The organism is Halanaerobium sp. DL-01 (assembly GCF_003338615.1).
Lineage (GTDB): Bacteria > Bacillota > Halanaerobiia > Halanaerobiales > Halanaerobiaceae > QPJE01.
Window position 1 is genome coordinate 1 of the sequence record NZ_QPJN01000020.1, and the last position, 20294, is coordinate 20294.

Consider the following 20294-nt stretch of genomic DNA (forward strand, 5'->3'; position numbering starts at 1 on the left):
AAAATTAATTTTTAAATTAATTATACTAAAAAATGAAACTATTTTCACAAGTTGAATTATATTTGAATAAACTTTGAGAACATGGACTAGGAATTATATACGGCAAAAATTCTTATTTAATACTTTTAGCATTGAAACCTTTAATAATTTTAAAAAGGAAGTAAAATTCACTTCACGATTATATTAGTAGGAGGGAAAAATGGAGAGGGCAGATAAAGGACTTGCTTTTATACTTAAATATGAAAATGTGGCCTGGTATGAAGATGGGAAAGTTAAAATTTTAGATAGACGGATATATCCCCAAAAAGTAGAATATGTTTGCTGTGAAAATCATAGAGAGGTGGCTCAGGCAATTGCTGATATGGTGACTCAGAGTGGTGGCCCCTATCTTGCTGCTCCAATGGGGATGGCTCTTGCTGCATATGAAGTTAGAGATAAAAAAGAAGAAGAACAGATTGATTATTTGAAAAAAGCAGCTTATAAACTTTCTCATGCTAGACCAACTACTGTTAAAAGAATGGAAATAGTGGTAAATAAAGCTCTTAATGCGGCAAAAAAAGCTATTAAAGCTGGTCAAAAAGCAGATAAGGCAATATTTGAACATGCATTAGAAGAAATTAATAATAAATATAAAAAAATAGATAGAATTGCCGGTAATTTAGTTGATTTTTTTCCTGATAAAGGAACAATAATTACACAGTGTTTTGCAGAATCAATAGTTGGACTTATGCTTAGAGAAGCAAAAAATAGGGGCAAAGATATTAAAGTAATCTGTCCCGAAACAAGACCATATTTTCAGGGGGCTCGTCTGACAGCAAGTGTAGCCTGTGAGCAGGGATTTGATGTAAGGGTTATAACAGATAATATGCCTGCATATGTAATGGAAAAAGAAAATGTTGATCTATTTACATCAGCAGCAGATGTAATAACTATGGACGGTCATGTAGTTAATAAAATAGGAACCTTTCAAATAGCAATGGCTGCTCATTATAATGATATACCTTATTTTGTAACAGGAGCTCCAGATAGAGATCATCCTGATATTGATAGTATTGAGATTGAAGAAAGAGATGGGGACTTTGTACTCCAGGCAATGGGAGAAAGAACTGCAGTGGAAGGTGTTAAAGGATATTATCCGGCCTTTGATATAACACCACCCAAATTTGTAAGTGGAGTAGTGACCGGAAAAGGCATATATTCCCCCTATGATTTAAAAAAATATTATAAGTGATAGAAGTTTCAGTTTGCTGATAAAGATTATAGATTATGGACTTATGTCGTAGAGTGGTCACAGTAAATAAGAAATAAATTGTCTTATTAGACTTGCAGAAAATTTAAAAACAAAAAATGGCCGGTATAAAAGGAGATAGACTTTAAAAAAATTTGTTGTTAATTGTTAAGTTGAGATTTTGATGAAATTTTACAAATTAATAGAGATTAATTTTTTGTTTAAAGCAGAAATTAAATGATTTAATGAGTATAAATAAAAGTGGGAAATATCATTTTAATTTTTATATCAAAAGTTAAAATGTAAATTTTTAGAACACTTTTATTATATTAAAAATACAGTGTTTAAACTGTAAAAAAATTAAAGGGGATGATTTTGATGATAGTAGGAGTACCAAAGGAAATTAAAAACAATGAAAACAGAGTTGCTATTACAGCTGCAGGTGTTGAAGCTTTGACTAAAGCCGGGCATGAAGTATTAATAGAAAAATATGCCGGTAAAGGCAGTGGAATCGATGATAAAGAATATATTTCTGCAGGGGCAACAATTCTTAGTGATAAAAAAGAATTATTTGAAAGAGCAGAAATGATTATGAAGGTAAAAGAACCGCTACCTGAAGAATATGATTACTTCCACGAAGACCAACTTCTATTTACCTATCTACATCTGGCAGCTGAAGAGAAATTAACCAAAGCTCTGCTGGACAAAAAAGTTGTAGGTGTAGCATATGAAACAATTCAGACAGAAGATGGTTCTTTACCGCTTTTGACACCGATGAGCGAAGTTGCAGGCAGGCTTGCAGCACAGGAAGGTGCTAAATTTTTAGAAAAGCCTAATGGTGGTAGAGGTGTTCTGCTGGGAGGAGTGCCTAGTGTAGAACCTGCTAAAGTAGTAATTGTTGGAGGGGGAATTGTTGGAGTAAATGCAGCAAAAATGGCTGTTGGTCTGGGAGCAGATGTAACTATTATGGATATTGATCAGGAAAAAATGCGTTATATAGATGACATTTTCAATGGTAGAGTAAAGACAGTAATGTCAAATACATATCATGTAATGGAAGAGGTAAAAAAAGCTGATCTAGTTATTGGAGCAGTTTTAATCCCTGGTGCTAAAGCTCCAAGTCTTGTCACAGAAGAAATGATAAAGGAAATGAAAGAGGGGGCAGTAATTGTTGATGTAGCAATTGACCAGGGTGGATGTGTTGAAGGAACTTATCCTACCACTCACGATGATCCTGTGTTTGTACGTCATGGAGTAGTTCACTATTCAGTTGCAAATATGCCAGGCGCGGTTGCCAGAACATCTACATATGCACTTACAAATGCAACACTGCCTTATGCACTTAAACTTGCCAATAAAGGTTACAAAAAAGCAATGGTAGATGATCCAGCACTTGCAAAGGGATTAAATACTCATGAAGGTGAACTGACATATAAAGCAGTTGCAGATGCATTTGATATGGATTATACACCACTTTCTGATCTTATAGCTGATTTTGAAGCATAAATTGAATCATAAATCTGAAAAATGATATTATTAAAGCAGGTGGCATTTAAGCTGCCTGCTTTTTTGCATCTTAATACTAAAAATGCGGGAACTCTTTTTTCTTTAAAGCCTTGCAATTTTTTTGCATCTGTATTATAATAAAATTCAAATTAATAGCCAGATAATAAATGCTTTGAACAGGAATAGTAAACTAAGTCAATCTGTTTTAGAGAGCTGATGGATGCTGCAAAATCAGCCAGATTGTTAGTAGAATCCACCTGGGAGCTGAAAAGATGAAATCAAGTAGTCTTTTCCGGGAAAAATCCGTTATTTTTTCAAAGAGGCAGATAATAATAATCTGCCAGTAGGGTGGCACCACGGGAATATAACTCTCGTCCCTTTTTAGGGATGGGAGTTTTTTAATTTAATTATAATAAACTTAACTTAAAGAAGGAGGAATAAAAAATGTTAGATATGAAATTTATCAGGGAAAATCCAGAAATTATTGAGAAGGCACTTGAAAAGAGAGATATGGATTCACCAGTGCCTGAATTTAAGAAGCTGGATGACAGAAGAAGAGATTTGCTCTATGAGGCAGAGCAGCTTAAACATAAGCGCAATATTAATTCTGAAAAAATAGGTGAACTTAAGAGAAATGGGAAAGATGCTTCTGAATTAATTTCTGAAATGCAGGAAGTTTCTGCACAAATTAAGAAATATGACCAGGAAGTTAAAGAAATCGAAGAAAAATTAAATGATATTCTGCTTACTATTCCCAATATACCACATGAGTCTGTTCCAGTTGGATTAGATGAAAAAGATAATAAAGAAGTTAAAAGATGGGGTAAACCTAGAGAATTTGATTTTGAATTTAAAGCTCACTGGGATATTGGAGAAGAGCTGGATATTTTAGACTTTGAACGTGGTGGAAAGGTGACTGGAGCGAGATTTACTTTTCTTAAAGGTGCTGGGGCAAAGTTAGAGCGCAGTTTGGTTAATTTTATGCTTGATCTCCACACAGAGGAACACGGCTATAAAGAAGTATTTCCTCCTTTTGTAGCTAATGCTGATAGTATGACCGGGACAGGTCAGCTGCCTAAATTTAAACAAGATATGTTTAAATTAGAAGGGCTGGATTATTATTTAATTCCAACTGCCGAAGTTCCTGTGACAAATCTCTACCGTGACGAAATATTGAGTGCAGAAGATTTACCTCAGTATTTATGTGCTTACAGTGCCTGCTTTAGAGCAGAGGCCGGTGCTCATGGAAGGGACAGCAGAGGTATAATTAGACAGCATCAGTTTAATAAGGTAGAGATGGTTAAGTTTGTTAAACCAGAAGATTCTTATAATGAACTAGAAAAAATAACGGCTGATGCAGAAGATATCTTACAAAAATTAGAACTGCCATATAGAATAGTTACTTTATGTACCGGAGATTTAACATTTTCTTCTGCAAAGACTTATGATCTCGAAGTTTGGCTGCCTGCATATGATACTTATCGTGAGATCTCTTCCTGCAGTAATTTTGAAGATTTTCAGGCCAGAAGGGCCGGGATTAGATATCGCCCCAAAAAGGATGCAGGGGCAGAATTTGTGCATACATTAAATGGTTCAGGTCTGGCAATTGGAAGAACTGTTGCTGCCATTCTGGAAAATTATCAAAATGAAGATGGAACTGTAACTGTGCCAGAAGTTCTGCGGCCATATATGGGAACAGATATTATAAAGTAATTTTTAAATAATTAAAAAAATCCCTGCTGTAGATATATAATGTCACGGCAGGGTTTTAATTTATGAGCTTATTTTTATAAGCATAAAGAATTTATTTTAAAGAAAAAGCAGCATGTGCTGTTACACTGATTTCTTTGTTTCTACTGCTTGTATTGTAGATTCCCATACTTGAGGTATTGGTTGAATAAGGTTCTGTAATTTGAAAAATACCTGAGTTCATAGAAAGAACCTTATCTGGTTTAAGATCAGTTTCCTCTAACATTCTTTCTGCTCTTTCACGTGCATTTACTGTGGCTTCAGCAATAATTTCTTTTTTGAGATTATCTATTTCCGAAAAATAATACTGGAGGTTGGAATTTTCTATAAAGATATTTTTGTTATAAAGTTCTAATGGATTGAGAACAAGGTTTTCTACCTGATCGATATTTTTTGTTATTAAGAAAATATATTGATTCAATCTGTAACCTCTAAAAACCCTTTCACTATTTCCATCTTTATAAATATAATTAAATTCTTTTGTTACCTGTATTGGCTGGATATTAAATTGTTCAGTTTCTATGCCTATTTTGCTGATTTCTTCTTTAAAATTTAACAGCCGATCTTTCATTATTAAATAGCCCTGCTGCAGTTCTTCTGGATTTACTTCTGTTTCCAGATTGACAGACCACTTTAAAGTATCAGCTTCAAATGGTCTTTTTGCAATTCCTACTACTTTAATTGTATTTTCTTTATTAACTGCCTGGTAGAAAAATCCTCCCAGTATTAAAGCAGCAATTATAATTGAAATTGATAAGATAATATATGTATTATTTTTCATTTGATCCCTTCTTTTTTAATATTTTATATGATTACATTTATTATACCACAGAATAATAGTTTTTTCATTTATTGTAAAAAAACAGTGGTATCCTGAGATATTTTATGGAGAATTATTATTGATAAGAATATTTTGGTAAAGAAAAAATAAAAAATACTTGCTTTATCTTTGATTCCAAGATATGCTGTTTTATATAAAATATCTGGGAGTGATGGGATTAAAATGCTAAAATATTATATTTTAAGTTCTGTTCATCTAGTAACTGATTTTGCGCCAGGATCCATATTAATAATAATGACACACATGAAAACACTCTTAAATTTAAGTTATTTTCAGACAACATTAATTTATTTAATGATTGAAGTTACATCTTCTTTTCTGCAGCCAATATTAGGTTATATTTCAGATAAAGGTTATAAAGTATGGATTATACCTGCTTCTACAGTTCTTTCTATCACTGCTTTAAGTTCACTTGGATTTATCGATAATTATAAACTGCTGCTTTTTGTAGTATTTCTTTCTGGAATTGGAGTAGCTGCATTTCATCCTTATGCTTCCAGACTGGTTTTTCAGCTCAGCAGAGGTGGTAATCAGGCACAGGCAATGTCTATTTTTTCACTTGGTGGAACCCTGGGAGTTGCTTTTGCACCGGTGCTGATGTCATTTTTTATTGGTCTTTCTGGTCTTAAAGGAACAATCTATTTTCTAATACCGGCTATTTTAGTTATTCCAGCTGCCGGATATTATCTCTTTAAAATAGATGGTAAATATGTACTTGAGGATCCTTTTAAAAAAAGTGCTAAAAAGGGAAATCCTGAAGATGAAAAGAAAAGAGTAAATTCTATCATTATTCTTCTCCTATTTGTTATTGTTAGATCGTGGTTAAGTGCAGGTATTTTGAATTTTATACCACTTTATTTTATTGATTATCTGGGAAAAGCAGGGTTTTTTGGCAGTAGATTATTAACTTTATTTTTAACTGCAGGGGCTGTAGGTACTGTAATAGCAGGTCGGCTTGGGGATAAAATAGGGATGCTTAAAATTTTAACTGGTTTTATTACCTTAACTATACCTTTTACATATTTGATTTTTAATACAAGCAGTTTTATTACAAATATTGCTGCAGTTTTGACAGGTTTTGTCTTAATGAGCACTTTTGGTATAACAGTAATACTGGGCCAGCGAGTTATGCCCGGTAATGCAGGCCTTGCTGCCGGACTGATGACTGGTTTTGGATCAGGTTTAGGGGCACTGGGGGCCACTGGACTGGGATATATAGCAGATAGTTTTAGCATTATTTATTCTATAAGAGTAATATTAATGCTGCCTGTAGCCGCACTTGTTTTACTTGTTTTGTTGAATTTAAACAGAGATAAAATTTTAAATAATTAAAAGAAGTAATTTTAATAAGTAAGAGGAAAAACTTACAAATAGTTAAAAATAAGTTAAATTTATTTTAGGAAGGAAATTTGTTTAATTATAAAGAATTAAGTATTTGTGATACAATATAATTGATAACTTATATTGTATTTTTGCAGATAAGCAGCAATATTTATGCTTTCATTTTTTTGAATTGTTTTGAACAGCAAAAAATAAGTAAAATCGTTTTAAAGAATGATAAATACTGCTGTCAAAAAAATATTTTACAGGAGGGAATAAAAGATGAAATTTAATGAAAAGAATCTTGTTATGCAGTCTGTACAGGGAGTGATTGCTCATCCAAAAGCAGGAGCATCTCCTTACAGAGTTGATAGAGAGGGTATGGGGAATATTCTGCCTGCGACTGGTGGTATAACTTACAATGTAAGTATTGGAGATCCAGCTTTTGGCTGGGCTGGAGATCATATTGAACCTGGTGTAAGTATGAAGATAGTTGATAATAATCAGGGAGCAGAAAATATGGGTTTGGCTACACTTGCATGTATAGGAAATAGGGCAAAGGTGGTAAGTGGAAAGGCAGAAGGAGCTGAAGGATTTGTTACCGGTACACATGGTGGTATTGACCATGTTCTAATATATTTTGAAGCTGAAGAACTGGAAAAAATGAAAATTGGTGATGAGATCCTCATTAAGGCATATGGACAGGGGATAAAGATTAGAGATTATCCAGAGATTAAAGTCTTTAATATTGATCCGACATTATTAAAAAAGCTGAATATTAAAGAAGAGGACGGCAAATTAAAAATAGGTGTTGCTGCAGAAATACCTGGAGAAATAATGGGATCTGGTATAGGATCTTCTTCTGTCGGCAGAGGTGATTATGATATTACAACAGGTGATACTGAACTTATCAGAGAACTGGAGATTGATAAACTTCGCCTGGGCGATATTGTGTATTTAAAAGATTGTGATAATACTTATGGTAGAGAATTTAAGCGTGGTGCGGGGAGTATTGGTGTTGTAATTCACAGTGATTGTATAAAGATGGGACATGGACCAGGTGTGACTACTCTTTTTACTGCTAAAAATAATTTAATTGAGACTTTTATTGATAAAGAAGCAAATCTCATTAATTATTTTGATTAATTAGATCAACTTATAAAATTTAATTTTAAAACCGGAGAAGGGTGGCGTATTATTTTGAAAATCTTAATAGCTCCTGATTCTTTTAAAGGATCTTTAACTGCTCTGGAAGCTGCCAGTGCAGTTGAAAAAGGAATAAAGAATTTTGATATGAATATTGAGACCCAAAAAATACCGCTGGCAGATGGTGGTGAAGGCACCATCCAGGCTTTGATTGATTTTACTGGTGGTAGAAAAATTTCTAAAAAGGTGCATGACCCTCTGGGAAGGATTATAGAAGCAGAATATGCTCTACTTGATGATGGGACTGCTGTAATTGAAATGGCTGAAGCTTCTGGGCTCACTCTGCTTTCTCCAGAAGAGAGAAATCCTCTTGTTACTACAACTTATGGTACTGGAGAGCTAATAGCAGATGCTCTTAATGAGGGAGCGAAAAAGTTGATTATTGCTATTGGAGGTAGTGCAACCAATGATGCTGGAGTGGGGCTGGCCCAGGCTTTAGGGGCTCATTTTTTTGATAAAAATGCAGAAGAGATATCTTTCGGTGGTGAAAACCTCAGCAAAATTAAAGAAATCGATCTCAGCAAATTAAAAGAAACTTTAAAAGGAGTAGAAGTAATAACTGCATGTGATGTTGATAATCCTTTTTATGGGGAAAATGGTGCTGCATATGTTTATGCACCTCAAAAAGGTGCAGACGCAGAAATGGTTAAAATACTTGATAAAAATCTAAAACATTTTGCCGGGCTCATTAAAAGAGAATTTAATATTGATCTTCAAAAAATTCCTGGTACTGGTGCTGCGGGTGGCCTTGGTGGAGGTTTAATTACATTTTTGAATTCTGAACTTAAATCAGGTATAGAAATTGTATTAGATAAAGTTGGATTTGATAATTACCTTAAAAATGTTGATTTATTAATTACTGGAGAAGGAATGATAGATAGCCAGACTGTATCAGGCAAAGCTGCTGCTGGTGCAGCTTCTAGAGCAAAAAAACATAATATCGATGTAATTGCTGTGGCTGGTTCTTTAGCAGAAGGTTATAAAAAAGTTAATAAATCTGGAATTGATGCAGTTTTTAGTATTTTAAAAAGTCCAATTACTTTAGAAGAAGCAATGCAATCAGGTGATATTTTGTTAGAAGAGCTGACAGAACAGATAATTAGGCTCTATCTCCTGGGAAAATAACATAATTTAGTGTTCATATAACAATGCAGGAGCGAGAAATTAATGCTGTTGATTTGGCAGTAATATCATTCTGTAAATTTGTTGCTGGTTCTTAATCAACCATAAAAAAGGAGACAGGCAGAAATGAGTTATAAATACATATATGGTCCAGTTAATTCGCGCAGATTGGGGCGCTCACTTGGAGTGGATTTATTTCCCTATAATATATGCAGTTTAGACTGTATTTACTGTGAATGTGGCCCAACAAAGGAGCTGACTTTAGAAAGAAAAGAATATGTAGATACAGGGGAAGTTTTAAAAGAATTATCAAGCTATTTAAAAGAAAATCCAGAATTAGATTATATAACATTTTCTGGCTCTGGGGAGCCAACTTTACACAGTGGTCTAGGGAAAATATTAAAGTTTATTAAAAATAATTTCTCTCAGTATAATACAGCACTGCTGACAAACAGTACCCTTTTAAATAGAGAGGTTCGAGAAGAAATAAAAGATTTTGATTTAATTGTTCCTTCTCTTGATGGGATTTCTGTTGAAGCCTTTGCTAAAATTGATAGACCACACCTGGATATTGATATTAAAGAAGTCATTGAAAATATTATTTCCCTGCGAAGAGAGCAGAATGGTAAAATATGGCTGGAAATCTTTCTTGTGCCTGGAATTAATGATAATGAAGTAGAATTTCAGCTATTTAAAAAAGCTGTCAAAAGGATTAATCCAGAAAAAGTTCAATTAAATACTCTTGATAGACCTGGTGCAATCTCAGATATTAAAAAGATTTCCAGGAAAAGAATTGAAGAAATTGCGGCATTTTTTAAAAAAGATATTAAAGATATAGAAATTGAAATATATTAACAACGCCATTTTCTGTAGTCATAGGTATAACATATTCATCAATAGAATTGAATTTTGGTTGTATAATTAATGTTGTATTAGAGATTTCTCATAAAGAGGAATCTCTTTTTTTGTTTAGAAACAGATATAATATTAGATTAAATGTTTATTGACATATGTTCAATAATGTAATATAATAAAAGTGAATAAAATCACTTGGAGGGGATAGCTATGGAAAATTCAGAACGTAAAGAATTGCTGGACAGTATTTATAAAAGAGCTTATGAATATGAAGCAGATTATGGTTTTTGTCCCCAGGCAGTTTTAGCTGCACTGCAGGATTATTTTGATGGAATTGATGATGAGGTGATTAAAGCCAATCACACACTTGCTGGCGGAGGAGCACTATGTGGTGATGGAACATGTGGTGGACTTGTTGGCGGTATGGCAGCATTAGGATGTTTTTTTGGCCGCAGCAGAGAAGAGTTTGGAAAAAGTAGTGCAGATGGGTGGACCGGTTCTTCTAAAATTGCAAAAAAATTGAGGGAAAAATTTATTGATGAATTTGGAAGTGTAATTTGTAATGATGTTCAGTCGAAAAAGATGGGAAGAAGTTTTGATCTCTGGGATCAGGATGATTTCAGAAAATTTGAAGAAGCAGGAGCACATGAAGATCAGTGTCCGGATGTAACCGGTAAATCAGCAATGTGGACAGCAGAAATACTTTTAGATAGAGGTATTGAAATTAAGAAGTAATGCTTTTTCAATAAATCGCAGATTTAGAAAAATTTTTTTAGATGGGTTAGATAAATTTTGATTCAAATAAGTCGATAAAAGTTTAAAAAATAAGATAATAATAAAATAATTAAAGAAGACCACAGTTAAGCTTTTAAACCTAACTGTGGTCTTTCTGTTTCAAAAATGATTTTCAACTGATTATTATATAATCAGATTATAAGTCAAATTATACGAGAGAATCAATTAGAGGTTTTTCTGGTGAAGAGATCAATTTTTTACCCAATAAATATTTTTGATTATCTTTATTAGCTGATTCAGCTGTATTTAATCCCTGTTTACAGGCTTCAATACTGCCTGTAAATATGATTAAAGACTTACCTCCGGTTGCCATACCCAGTACTACTTTTACCAGCTCTACTTCTGCTGCTTTTACTGCAGCATCAGCAGCAATTATACCTGCAGCAATACTTGAATATTCTAAAACTCCGAGAGCTATAAAATTTTCTGGTTTACTCTTTTTATGCTGGATTAAATCAATTAGCTGTTTGCTTACTTTAGGAATGGTTAGTTCTTTTATTACATCGTTCTTCCCTATATTAAGACCGGCATTAATAGATGATTTAACAGCACTTACATCACCAGCAATTAAAACAATATATTTTCCAGGACAGATGTATCTGGCATTAAGGAGTTCGATATCTGCAGCTTTAATCATTTGATTACAGGCTTCAATACCTGAGGCAATTCTTTTAAATTCCAGCAGACCTATAGTGTCAACCATTTTTCTTCCTCCTCTTTTGTATATAAATACAGCTATATTCTAAAAATAATTAAATTTTCCAGTCTGAGTAAATAAAGAAAATAATTTGTTGTTAACTAATCTTATTTACTTTCTACAGTAATATATTTAAAGATTTTTTTGAAAAATCCTTTATTTTGCAGGAATATTTAAAAATTATTTAAAAAGGAAGAATTATTGTACTACCTTTGATATAATGAATAAAGAAACTATCTGTTTTATTGAATATATACTGATTAGGGAGGAAATTTTATGCTGAAGAAAAAAATTTATATTACAAGAAAAATACCTGACATAGGTCTCAATATGCTGAAAGAAAAATTTGATATTAAAGTTAATGAGGAAGACCGAGTACTGACCAAAAAAGAAATTATAGAAAATATGGACAGATGTGACGGACTTTTATCTCTGTTAACCGATACAATAGATAAAGAAATTATAGCCAGCAATCCTAATTTAAAAATAATTTCCAATTATGCAGTTGGATATAACAATATAGATATTGATTATGCCAGCAAAAATGATATTGTTGTTACAAATACACCTGGTGTTCTTACAGAAACAACTGCTGACATGACCTGGGCACTTCTGATGGCAGTATCCAGGCGTATTGTAGAATCTGATAAATTTGTAAGAGATAAAAAATATAAAGGCTGGGCGCCGAAACTGCTGCTGGGTAAAGATATTTATGGAAAAAAGCTGGGTATAATTGGTCTGGGAAGAATAGGTAGAGCAGTTGCCAGACGTGCAGAAGGATTTGGTATGGAAGTTTATTATAATAAACGCAGTCCACTTTCAGATAAAGAGGAAAAAGAACTTAATGTAACATACTATAAACTGGATGAACTTCTCGAAAGGTCAGATTTTATAACTATTAATGCCTTATTGAATGATGAAACTCATCATTTAATAGGGAAAAATGAATTTAAATTGATGAAAAATACGGCTGTTATAATTAATACAGCAAGAGGACCAATTATTAATGAAAGTGAACTGGTAAAAGCACTTAAAAAAGGAGAAATTGCTGGAGCAGCTTTAGATGTATTTGAAGATGAACCTGCAGTACATCCTGAACTGCTGAAGATGAATAATGTTGTTTTGACACCTCACACAGCAAGTGCTACTACTGAGACAAGAAATAAAATGGCTGAGATTGCAGCACAAAATTTGATCGATTTTTTTGCAGGGAATAAAGTGGAACATCAAGTTAATCTATAAAGTGAGATGGTATAATTATGGATTTTTTGCTGGCCCCTTTTTCTTATATTGAACTCAGTCTTGGATTTATGATTGGAGGTATGGTAAGAGGGATTCTGGTTGGAGTGTAATATATTTATTTAAAATTGGTTATAAAGTTAAGAGTTAAAAAATAATAAAACCGTGCACTGCAACTTGCAATTTATACGTGCAGAAAAAAATGGTTTAACTCTTGACAGTATTGAATTAATATAGTAGAATATAATTTGTGACAAAAGTGGAGGGATGTCCGAATTGGCTAAGGAGCCGGACTTGAAATCCGGTGAAGCCGAAAGGTGTCAGGGTTCGAGTCCCTGTCCCTCCGCCATTGAATATTAAGGGCTGATGCCCATTTTAAGAAACCTGCCGAGAGGCGGGTTTTTTCTATTTCCCCGTCATTTCCCCGCCATTAATTTTAAAATCACTTTTTGAGAGGTAATTTTCGAATTCGGTTACTGCTGTTTTTTGTAAACTTGGTATCACATGAGAATATATATTTAAGGTTACTTCAATTGATGAATGCCCCAGTCTTTCTTGAACAATTTTGGGATGCACCCCTGCCCTGCTTGCAGCATATATGTTGCATGAGTATGTCTTAATGATTTGAAATTAAAATTTGTTAATTCTGCAGCTTTGAAAACTTTAGTATATCTATTGTAAGCGGTTCGAGGAATAACTTTTGAACCATCATCCATACAAAAGACATAATTATTATCTTCAAATCCTGAAATCTTTTTTCTTTCCAATTGTTTATTTCTAATATTTTTTAATAAATTTATTACATCATCTGATACAATTATTGGTCTAATTCCATCTTCGCTTTTAGGAGATTTTTCAAGTGCAGTATCAGCATTAGTTTTCACAATATTATTTACAACTGATATTTTCTTTCTGTTGAATTCAATATCTGGCCATTTAAGTCCAAGAATTTCACCTCTACGCATTCCTGTTTTGAATGCTATATAAATAAAATTATATGTCCATTCATTAACTTTTTCTGCAGTTTTAAGCAAGTGCTCCATTTGTTCTTTTGATAAATATTCTGCTTTATAATCATTCTTTTTAGGCGGATCAATTTTATCAAGCGGATTATGATTCATGATACCCCACTTTCTGGCATATTTAAAAGCACTGGAGAATACATAATAATGATATAGTAAAGTTGTGCCTGATAGGCCTCCAGCACCATTTATTTTACCATCTTCACTTTTTTCATTTGTATAATTTTTTAAATGCCTGGAGTGAAGATCTTTTAATTTGACTTTGCCAAGAACAGGTAATATGTGAGTTTTAGCTATCATTTTATAACCATCATAAGTAGTAGGGCTTTTGTCACTTACATATTCTTTTAACCATTCTGCAAGTAAATCTTTAAGAGTATAATTTTTTGCAGCTATAATTAAACCATCACGCTTTTTTAATTCCATAGAAGCAGACCATTGTTGAGCTTCTTTTTTAGTTTTAAATCTTTTCGACTTTCTTTTCCTATTATGAGTACCTATTTCGACAGTTACTTCCCATTTGCCTGAAGGGACTTTTCTATAACTTGCCATCACAAATCTCCTTTCTTTGTGCTATTTTTAGTACATATGTTCGCTTAATATGCAAAAAGAGGAACCCCGAAGGGCTAATAATTATATTTCTTCTAGAACAATTTCAAAATTTTTATTGCTTTTTATTGCTTTATAAAGTTTAACTTCATGATTATAATTATCACAGATATTTTTTGTTTTATTTACATCTGATTTATCTGCTTTACATCCTAGTACAATTTCAGATATAATTTCTGTTCCAAAATTCATTTTAAAGTTAACTTTATCCCATAAAACAAGTCTATATTCATTTTCGTAACTCCAATCCTTAGATTTAATACTTATTAAATCATATAAATCTTTAGTTTCAGATTTTTTATCTAACATTGAATCAAAAAAATTAATATCAGGCATTTTATTTTTATATTCAACTTTTAATAAGTCTAGCAAAATACCTTTATTGGCTTTTTCAAGAAATTTATCAATTAATTTATTAGTATTTATACCTATACACAACCCTTTATGATTATTAGTGTAGTGGCTCCACATCAAGATGTTTTTATTGTTTGCTGATAAGGAATGTATTCCAAATTTATCATATTGCTTTTCTATGATATCTTTTTTCATTTTTTTTATATGTTCAGGAGTTCCTATTCTTTTTTGAGTACCTTCAGAAATTTTAATTCTTTTATCTTCTCCTAAATTAGAAAATTCTTTATTTATTAATTTTTTTACCCATATTTCACCTTTTTTGCTATTTATACCTTCAAAATTATAGGGCAAGGCTGAATCGAAAGGATCATTAAATGATTTAGCAGAAGCAAAATATAAATTACCGTTTTCCAACATGTCATAAGTGTAATTGTTTTTATCAAAGCTTTTATATTTGTAGAGAACTTTAGGATAATTATCTGTTTCAATTAGCATCTAGTTCCTCCTTTATTTTACATTTACAACTTTGACTTCCCAATCGCCCATTGCATTAACTTCTAAATAAAAAGTACCAGTCTTAGGACTGTAATATGAGCCTTTACCTGCCCCCATTTGGTTAGCTGCAATATCTACTAAATTACCGTGCTCATCATATAAATAAATTTGAAATATCTCACCTGTGGCATTCCACTGAATTTCCCATGGGTTATTAATTTCAAATGGTCTGGTGTTTTTCATTCCAGTTCCACTATATTGAGCAATAATATTATTAGATGAGTTAGATTTTTTGTTTTGATCAGGTTCAATATTTAAACTACTCACAAACTGATCATAAGCCTCCAGTCGAGCTATATCATTTTCAATAGCAGATATTTCATCAAGTTTCTGCAGAATATTTTCCTTAGTCATTTCTTTTGCTATAATTGCAGAAGAGAAAAAGAGAGATAAGATTAAAGTTAGAAAAATAATTTTTTTAGTCATTTGCATCAACTTCTTTCGCATATTGTTTCACCTTCTTTTCAAATCTAAAAAATCCAATTCCGGAAAACAATGCAGCTAATGAACCTATCATTGCTGCAACACCAATATCACCAAACATTAGTGACCCCACAAAAATTCCTGCAATTCCAATTAATATTAAAATAATACCAATTATTTTCATAATATCACTCCCTCTATAAATTACGTTACGTCAAATCTAATAGTTTTTTTAAAAATATTAATTTCTGGAAATATAGAGACGACCTTATTAAAAAATCTAGCTTTTTTCTAAAAAATTCCTCTATGGTCGCTTTGGATCTCCACATGACCATGGTGGTCTTACCTCCCATATCTCCCAGGATCTATGTCCCAACATTCCTTCGTTCTACTTTTCCATGGGTGGAGGCCGGTTTTGCTCCTATACCGGGTCTTAACTTAAATCAAGCCCTAATGAAAAAATATATTCCGGCTAATCCAGTCTTCCTCTTTCAAAGTTCTACTACTAAACTTTAAACAAGCTTTTTAAAATCAACTAATCCATTAACAACAATACAATTAATACTTAAGCTGCTTCCTGTAAATCTAAATTTCTCTCAATATCGTTCATCAGCTTTTCACCATCATACATAACATGTTTTTGACAAAGTGCAAAAAATATTCTAATCAGTTTGCAGGCTAAAGCTATCATTGACTGTTTAGGCTTTAAAGGGTTATCCCTTCGAGTAGTATAGTATTCATGCAGCTGTTTAAACTCCTGATTATTGGCCAGTATAGGCAGCATTACTCTGTACAGCAATCCTCTTAATTTGGGTCTTCCTCTTTTTGTTATTCTGGTTTGACCTAGATGTTTACCTGAGCTGTGTTCTTTTAAGTTTAAATCTGCAAGTTTCTGTATCTGTTTTGGATGAACATAATTATTTATGTCTCCAATTTCTGCAATGAATCCTGCTACTGTAATTAAGCCTACACCCATTACTGATTCCATATACTTAGCTTCTTCCATACTGGTTCTTTCGTTGTAGATCTTTCTCCAGGTTCTAGAATCCCTATGTGGAGTTGAAATATATCTGGGGTTCTCTTTTGGTCTGGTTTTAGTTACTCGACCATAGTTGCTGTTAGAACACCACTTAGTTCCATGAATACAATCAACTTTACCACATACATGTGGGCATCTAAATTTATTGACCCCTTTGTAATGACCCCAGTAATACATTTTGTGTCCACCACTACAGACTGGTGTTCCTTTAAAATCATAGAAACCAGCTGGTGGCTGTTTAGCATTACGCTTGTTAATTGGGATAATGGCCTGAGATTCCTGCTCAAAGAGAATATGCTCATAGATATCAGTATAGTCATAACCTGAATCCATAGTCCAGTATTTAGGTTTAGTTAAATCTCTTTCAGCTAAAAAGTCAATTAACCTTTTCAACTAAAGGTATTGCCTGAGTTTTATCTGCATGATTGGCTGGAGTCAAAGTTAAAGCAATTGGTAATTCTGATTTAGTTTCAACTGCAGCATGTATCTTCCAGCCAAACCAGGTTATCTGATTTTTATGAGAGTCGAATTTAGTACCCCAATCAGGGGTAAAAGAATTTTCCTTATCTATCTTTGACCTTGGCTTAGCTCGTTCATATGCTTCAAGTTTTGAAGCATCAATAGCCATTATTTCAGTATCCAATAAATCAAGTTCTATACTTTGATCTAAAAGATTATTCATTAAAATTTCAGCTCCATCAGTCTCGGATAATTTGCTGTAATAACGACTAAAAGTTGACTCACTGGGCACCACCTTACCAGTGGTAGAAAAACCGCAGACATATCTGAGATATGGACTTCTATCAATTTTACTTATTAAGTCTGCTCTGGTGGGAATCTTTTCGATCTGTTGGACCAGAAAAGCTCTTAAAATTGCTTCAGGATTATATCCAGTAGGACCTCTATTAGACTTAGGTTTTATCTTTTCAACAACAGGTTTAAGTTCAATAGGATCTAAAATACAAATTAATTTGTCTGTTTCCGATAAATTTAGTAATTCTTCAAAGGAAAAAAGACACTCTTGTCGAACATTATTAATAAGGCTTCACCTTCTTTCGGTTTTTTAGGTGTTACTATTAAATTCGACAAGAATGGGGTGAAGCCCTTTTTATATCATTAAAATCTTTGTTATATCAAGGCTTATTTTTATGAAATTCACTTAATTAGGTAAATCTTTAAATGAATCGTAAAGACTTAACTGCTGGTGGCTGTTGGGACCCAATTATGGGATTAAATTTTACTGAAATATTATAATTTTCCTAAAATTAAAAATTTATTGCAGGGAAAAAATATATTATCTTGAATGTTTAAAATATAATAAAGTAATGATATCAAATTGAGTGTAAGGTAAATTTATTACTTTTTAAAATTAAAAAAACAAAATAGGGGATAATGTGAATAATAAAAAATAAATTGGAGGTAATAATTGTGAATGGTAAAATGAAAGCTATTGTAAAAACAAAAGAAGCTAAGGGGGCAAAATTTAAGGAGGTTTCCATACCGGATTATGGCTCTGAACAGGTATTGATTAAAGTAGAAAGCACTTCAATTTGTGGAACTGATTTGCACATTTATGAATGGAACAAGTGGGCTCAAAAAAATATTTCTGTTCCACAAATAATGGGGCATGAAGTTGCAGGAAAAGTTTTGGAAGTTGGGGATAGAGTTGAGAATATTGAAGAAGGTGATTTTATTTCTGCTGAAACTCATATACCCTGTGGATACTGTTATCAATGTAAAACGGGGAAACAACATATTTGTAATAATATGAGAATCTTAGGGGTTCATAAAGATGGGGTATTTGCAGAATATGCAGTTATTGACAAGGTTGATGTTTGGAAAAATGACCCTACTATTCCAGCTGAATATGCTTCTCTGCAGGAGCCAATGGGTAATGCTATAGATACTATTTTAGCAGGTGATGTAGCAGGAAAAAATGTTTTAATTACAGGAGCAGGGCCTGCTGGTTTAATTTCTGTTTCTGTAGCAAGAGCTTTTGGGGCAACTCAAGTAATAGTAAGTGAACCTAATGATTATCGAAGAAAAATAGCTTTAGAAATGGGCGCAGATAAAGTAGTAAATCCTTTAGAAGAGGATTTAACAGATATAATATATGAAAGAACAGATGGTATTGGTGTAGATTTTGTGGCAGAAATGTCTGGTAATGAACATGCTTTAAATGAAGCACTTAAATTAATTACTGCTGGTGGGGAAATGGGATTATTGGGATTACCTGATGATAATGTGAGTCTTGACCTTACTAATGGTGTAATTTTTAAAGGTATTACTCTGGTTGGAGTAACAGGTAGAAAAATGTTTAATACCTGGTATACTGCCAGTCGCCTTTTAAAAGAAGAAAGAATTGATCTTGATCCATTAATAACTCACATATTTCCTTTAGAAGAATTTAAAAAGGGAATGGAGCTTATGGAAAGTGGTAATTGCGGCAAAATTATTTTGAAACCTTAAGGGAGGTTTTAATAATGAATGAAGAATTTGAAAAAGATTTGAAGAAAGAATTGAAAAATTTAAAAGATGAGGGACTATATAATAATATAAGAACTTTAGAAAGTCCTCAGGGAGCCTGGGTTGAAATTAATGGAAAAGAAGTATTAAATTTCAGTTCAAATAATTACTTAGGTCTGGCAAACCATAAGGAGACTGTAGAAGCTGCAAAAAAAGCACTTGATAAATATGGTATTGGTCCTGGTGCAGTTAGAAGTATTGCCGGGACAATGACTCTGCATAATGAGCTTGAAGAAAAATTAGCTGATTTTAAAAAAGTTGAAGCTGCAATTACCTTTCAATCTGGATTTACTGCTAACTTAGCAGTTATCCCAGCTCTTGTGGGAAAAGGAGATACTGTTATTAGTGATAAATTAAACCATGCAAGTATAATTGATGGGATTAGACTTACTGGAGCAGATGTAAAAGTTTATGATCATTGTGATATGGAATCACTTAAAAGTGTACTTCAATCTGACCTACAGGGAAGAAAACTAATTGTAACAGATGGAGTATTTAGTATGGATGGAGATATAGCTCCTTTACCTGAAATTGTAGAATTGGCTAAAAAATATAATGCTTTGGTTATGGTTGATGATGCCCATGGGGAAGGTGTATTAGGTACTCATGGACGTGGTATAGTAGATCATTTTGATCTACATGGTGAAGTAGATGTAGAAATAGGTACTTTTTCAAAAGCAATAGGAACAGTAGGAGGTTGTGCGGCTGGTAGTGCGACATTAATTGAATATTTAAAACAACAGGGAAGACCTTTCCTATTTAGTTCTGCTGTAACTCCTCCAGATGTAGCAGCAACTATTAAATCTATAGAAATTTTAGAAAAAGATGATACCCTTGTCAGTAAGCTTTGGAATAATGGTGATATTTTTAAAGAAAAAATGAAAGAAGCTGGTTTTGATGTAGGACATAGTGAGACTCCTATTACACCAGTAATGATTGGTGATGCAAAAGATGCATCAGAAATGAGTTCCAAATTATTTTCTGAAAGAGTTTTTGCTCAATCTATTGGTTATCCTACTGTACCTAAAGGAAAAGCCAGAATAAGGGTAATGATTTCTGCTACTCATAGTGAAGATGATTTAAAATTTGCTCTTTCTAAATTTGAAAAAGTTGGAAAAGAAATGGGTTTAATATGAGATATGTAGATAAATTAAAATTTGGAAAATACATTTTTTAGAATGGAGTTAATATTTAAGGAGGTAGATTCA

General features: G+C 32.8%; 19 protein-coding genes, 1 tRNA gene, 1 pseudogene and 1 other annotated feature. Of the genes and pseudogenes, 12 read left to right on the plus strand and 9 right to left on the minus strand.

Features of this window, described 5'->3' with window-relative positions; genetic code table 11:
* Positions 1-199 precede the first annotated feature (199 nt).
* From DER71_RS07795 to serS, 3 genes are all read left to right on the plus strand, one after another.
* On the plus strand, positions 200-1231 hold the full coding sequence (locus DER71_RS07795; protein ID WP_114474499.1) for an S-methyl-5-thioribose-1-phosphate isomerase: 1032 nt from the start codon (positions 200-202) through the stop codon (positions 1229-1231).
* Positions 1232-1606: 375 nt separating this feature from the next.
* Complete coding sequence (gene ald / locus DER71_RS07800; RefSeq protein WP_114458297.1) at positions 1607-2734, plus strand: alanine dehydrogenase; 1128 nt, start codon at positions 1607-1609, stop codon at positions 2732-2734.
* A 163-nt stretch (positions 2735-2897) separates the two neighbouring features.
* Positions 2898-3116, plus strand: a binding site (T-box leader).
* Positions 3117-3178: 62 nt separating this feature from the next.
* Positions 3179-4447, plus strand: a complete 1269-nt coding sequence (gene serS / locus DER71_RS07805; RefSeq protein WP_114458296.1) for a serine--tRNA ligase — start codon at positions 3179-3181, stop codon at positions 4445-4447.
* A gap of 91 nt (positions 4448-4538) precedes the next feature.
* On the opposite strand, the gene DER71_RS07810 is transcribed toward serS, so the two are convergent.
* Positions 4539-5264, minus strand: a complete 726-nt coding sequence (locus DER71_RS07810) for an SIMPL domain-containing protein (protein ID WP_114458295.1) — start codon at positions 5262-5264, stop codon at positions 4539-4541.
* Positions 5265-5486: 222 nt separating this feature from the next.
* Here DER71_RS07810 and DER71_RS07815 point away from each other — a divergent pair, with 222 nt between their 5' ends.
* The 5 genes from DER71_RS07815 (at position 5487) to DER71_RS07835 (ending at position 10562) form a co-directional block, all read left to right on the plus strand.
* On the plus strand, positions 5487-6656 hold the full coding sequence (locus DER71_RS07815; protein ID WP_114458294.1) for an MFS transporter: 1170 nt from the start codon (positions 5487-5489) through the stop codon (positions 6654-6656).
* Positions 6657-6926: 270 nt separating this feature from the next.
* Positions 6927-7790: a DUF4438 domain-containing protein gene (locus DER71_RS07820; protein WP_114458293.1), complete on the plus strand. Its 864-nt coding sequence runs from the start codon at positions 6927-6929 to the stop codon at positions 7788-7790.
* Positions 7791-7844: 54 nt separating this feature from the next.
* Entirely contained in the window at positions 7845-8975 is a 1131-nt protein-coding gene (locus tag DER71_RS07825; protein ID WP_114458292.1) for a glycerate kinase, read from the plus strand.
* A 123-nt stretch (positions 8976-9098) separates the two neighbouring features.
* Positions 9099-9827, plus strand: coding sequence for a radical SAM protein (locus DER71_RS07830; RefSeq protein WP_114458291.1), 729 nt, complete (start codon positions 9099-9101; stop codon positions 9825-9827).
* A 210-nt stretch (positions 9828-10037) separates the two neighbouring features.
* Complete coding sequence (locus tag DER71_RS07835) at positions 10038-10562, plus strand: C-GCAxxG-C-C family protein (protein ID WP_114458290.1); 525 nt, start codon at positions 10038-10040, stop codon at positions 10560-10562.
* Between the two features lie 208 nt (positions 10563-10770).
* Here DER71_RS07835 and DER71_RS07840 read toward each other — a convergent pair whose 3' ends face one another.
* Positions 10771-11325 (minus strand): BMC domain-containing protein, encoded by a 555-nt coding sequence (locus DER71_RS07840; RefSeq protein WP_114458289.1) that lies wholly within the window; start codon positions 11323-11325, stop codon positions 10771-10773.
* Positions 11326-11595: 270 nt separating this feature from the next.
* On the opposite strand from DER71_RS07840, the gene DER71_RS07845 reads away from it, so the two are divergent.
* The gene (locus DER71_RS07845; protein ID WP_114458288.1) at positions 11596-12561 is read left to right on the plus strand and encodes a D-glycerate dehydrogenase; all 966 of its coding nucleotides are present in this window, start codon (positions 11596-11598) and stop codon (positions 12559-12561) included.
* A 258-nt stretch (positions 12562-12819) separates the two neighbouring features.
* Positions 12820-12907: transfer RNA gene (locus DER71_RS07855), tRNA-Ser, on the plus strand.
* Positions 12908-13082: 175 nt separating this feature from the next.
* Here the strand turns inward: DER71_RS07855 and DER71_RS11960 are convergent.
* From DER71_RS11960 to DER71_RS12520, 7 genes and pseudogenes are all read right to left on the minus strand, one after another.
* Entirely contained in the window at positions 13083-14132 is a 1050-nt protein-coding gene (locus DER71_RS11960; protein ID WP_158531802.1) for a tyrosine-type recombinase/integrase, read from the minus strand.
* An 81-nt stretch (positions 14133-14213) separates the two neighbouring features.
* On the minus strand, positions 14214-15038 hold the full coding sequence (locus tag DER71_RS07870) for a DUF2971 domain-containing protein (protein WP_114474500.1): 825 nt from the start codon (positions 15036-15038) through the stop codon (positions 14214-14216).
* A 12-nt stretch (positions 15039-15050) separates the two neighbouring features.
* Positions 15051-15524, minus strand: a complete 474-nt coding sequence (locus DER71_RS07875; RefSeq protein WP_114474501.1) for a hypothetical protein — start codon at positions 15522-15524, stop codon at positions 15051-15053.
* A complete protein-coding gene (locus tag DER71_RS07880) occupies positions 15517-15705 on the minus strand; it encodes a hypothetical protein (RefSeq protein WP_114474502.1) in 189 nt (62 codons plus the stop codon). Before DER71_RS07880 ends, DER71_RS07875 begins: the two co-directional genes overlap by 8 nt.
* 381 nt (positions 15706-16086) lie before the next feature.
* Complete coding sequence (locus DER71_RS07885; RefSeq protein ID WP_114474503.1) at positions 16087-16953, minus strand: transposase; 867 nt, start codon at positions 16951-16953, stop codon at positions 16087-16089.
* Positions 16937-17242, minus strand: a complete 306-nt coding sequence (locus DER71_RS12060; RefSeq protein ID WP_199505648.1) for a transposase — start codon at positions 17240-17242, stop codon at positions 16937-16939. Before DER71_RS12060 ends, DER71_RS07885 begins: the two co-directional genes overlap by 17 nt.
* 9 nt (positions 17243-17251) lie before the next feature.
* Positions 17252-17599: pseudogene (locus tag DER71_RS12520) on the minus strand (transposase); the annotation flags it as partial.
* A 389-nt stretch (positions 17600-17988) separates the two neighbouring features.
* Between DER71_RS12520 and tdh the strand changes: the two are divergent.
* Both tdh and DER71_RS07900 read left to right on the plus strand, forming a co-directional pair.
* Complete coding sequence (gene tdh, locus DER71_RS07895) at positions 17989-19029, plus strand: L-threonine 3-dehydrogenase (protein WP_114474505.1); 1041 nt, start codon at positions 17989-17991, stop codon at positions 19027-19029.
* A gap of 14 nt (positions 19030-19043) precedes the next feature.
* Positions 19044-20222, plus strand: coding sequence for a glycine C-acetyltransferase (locus DER71_RS07900; RefSeq protein ID WP_114474506.1), 1179 nt, complete (start codon positions 19044-19046; stop codon positions 20220-20222).
* Positions 20223-20294: the final 72 nt, after the last annotated feature.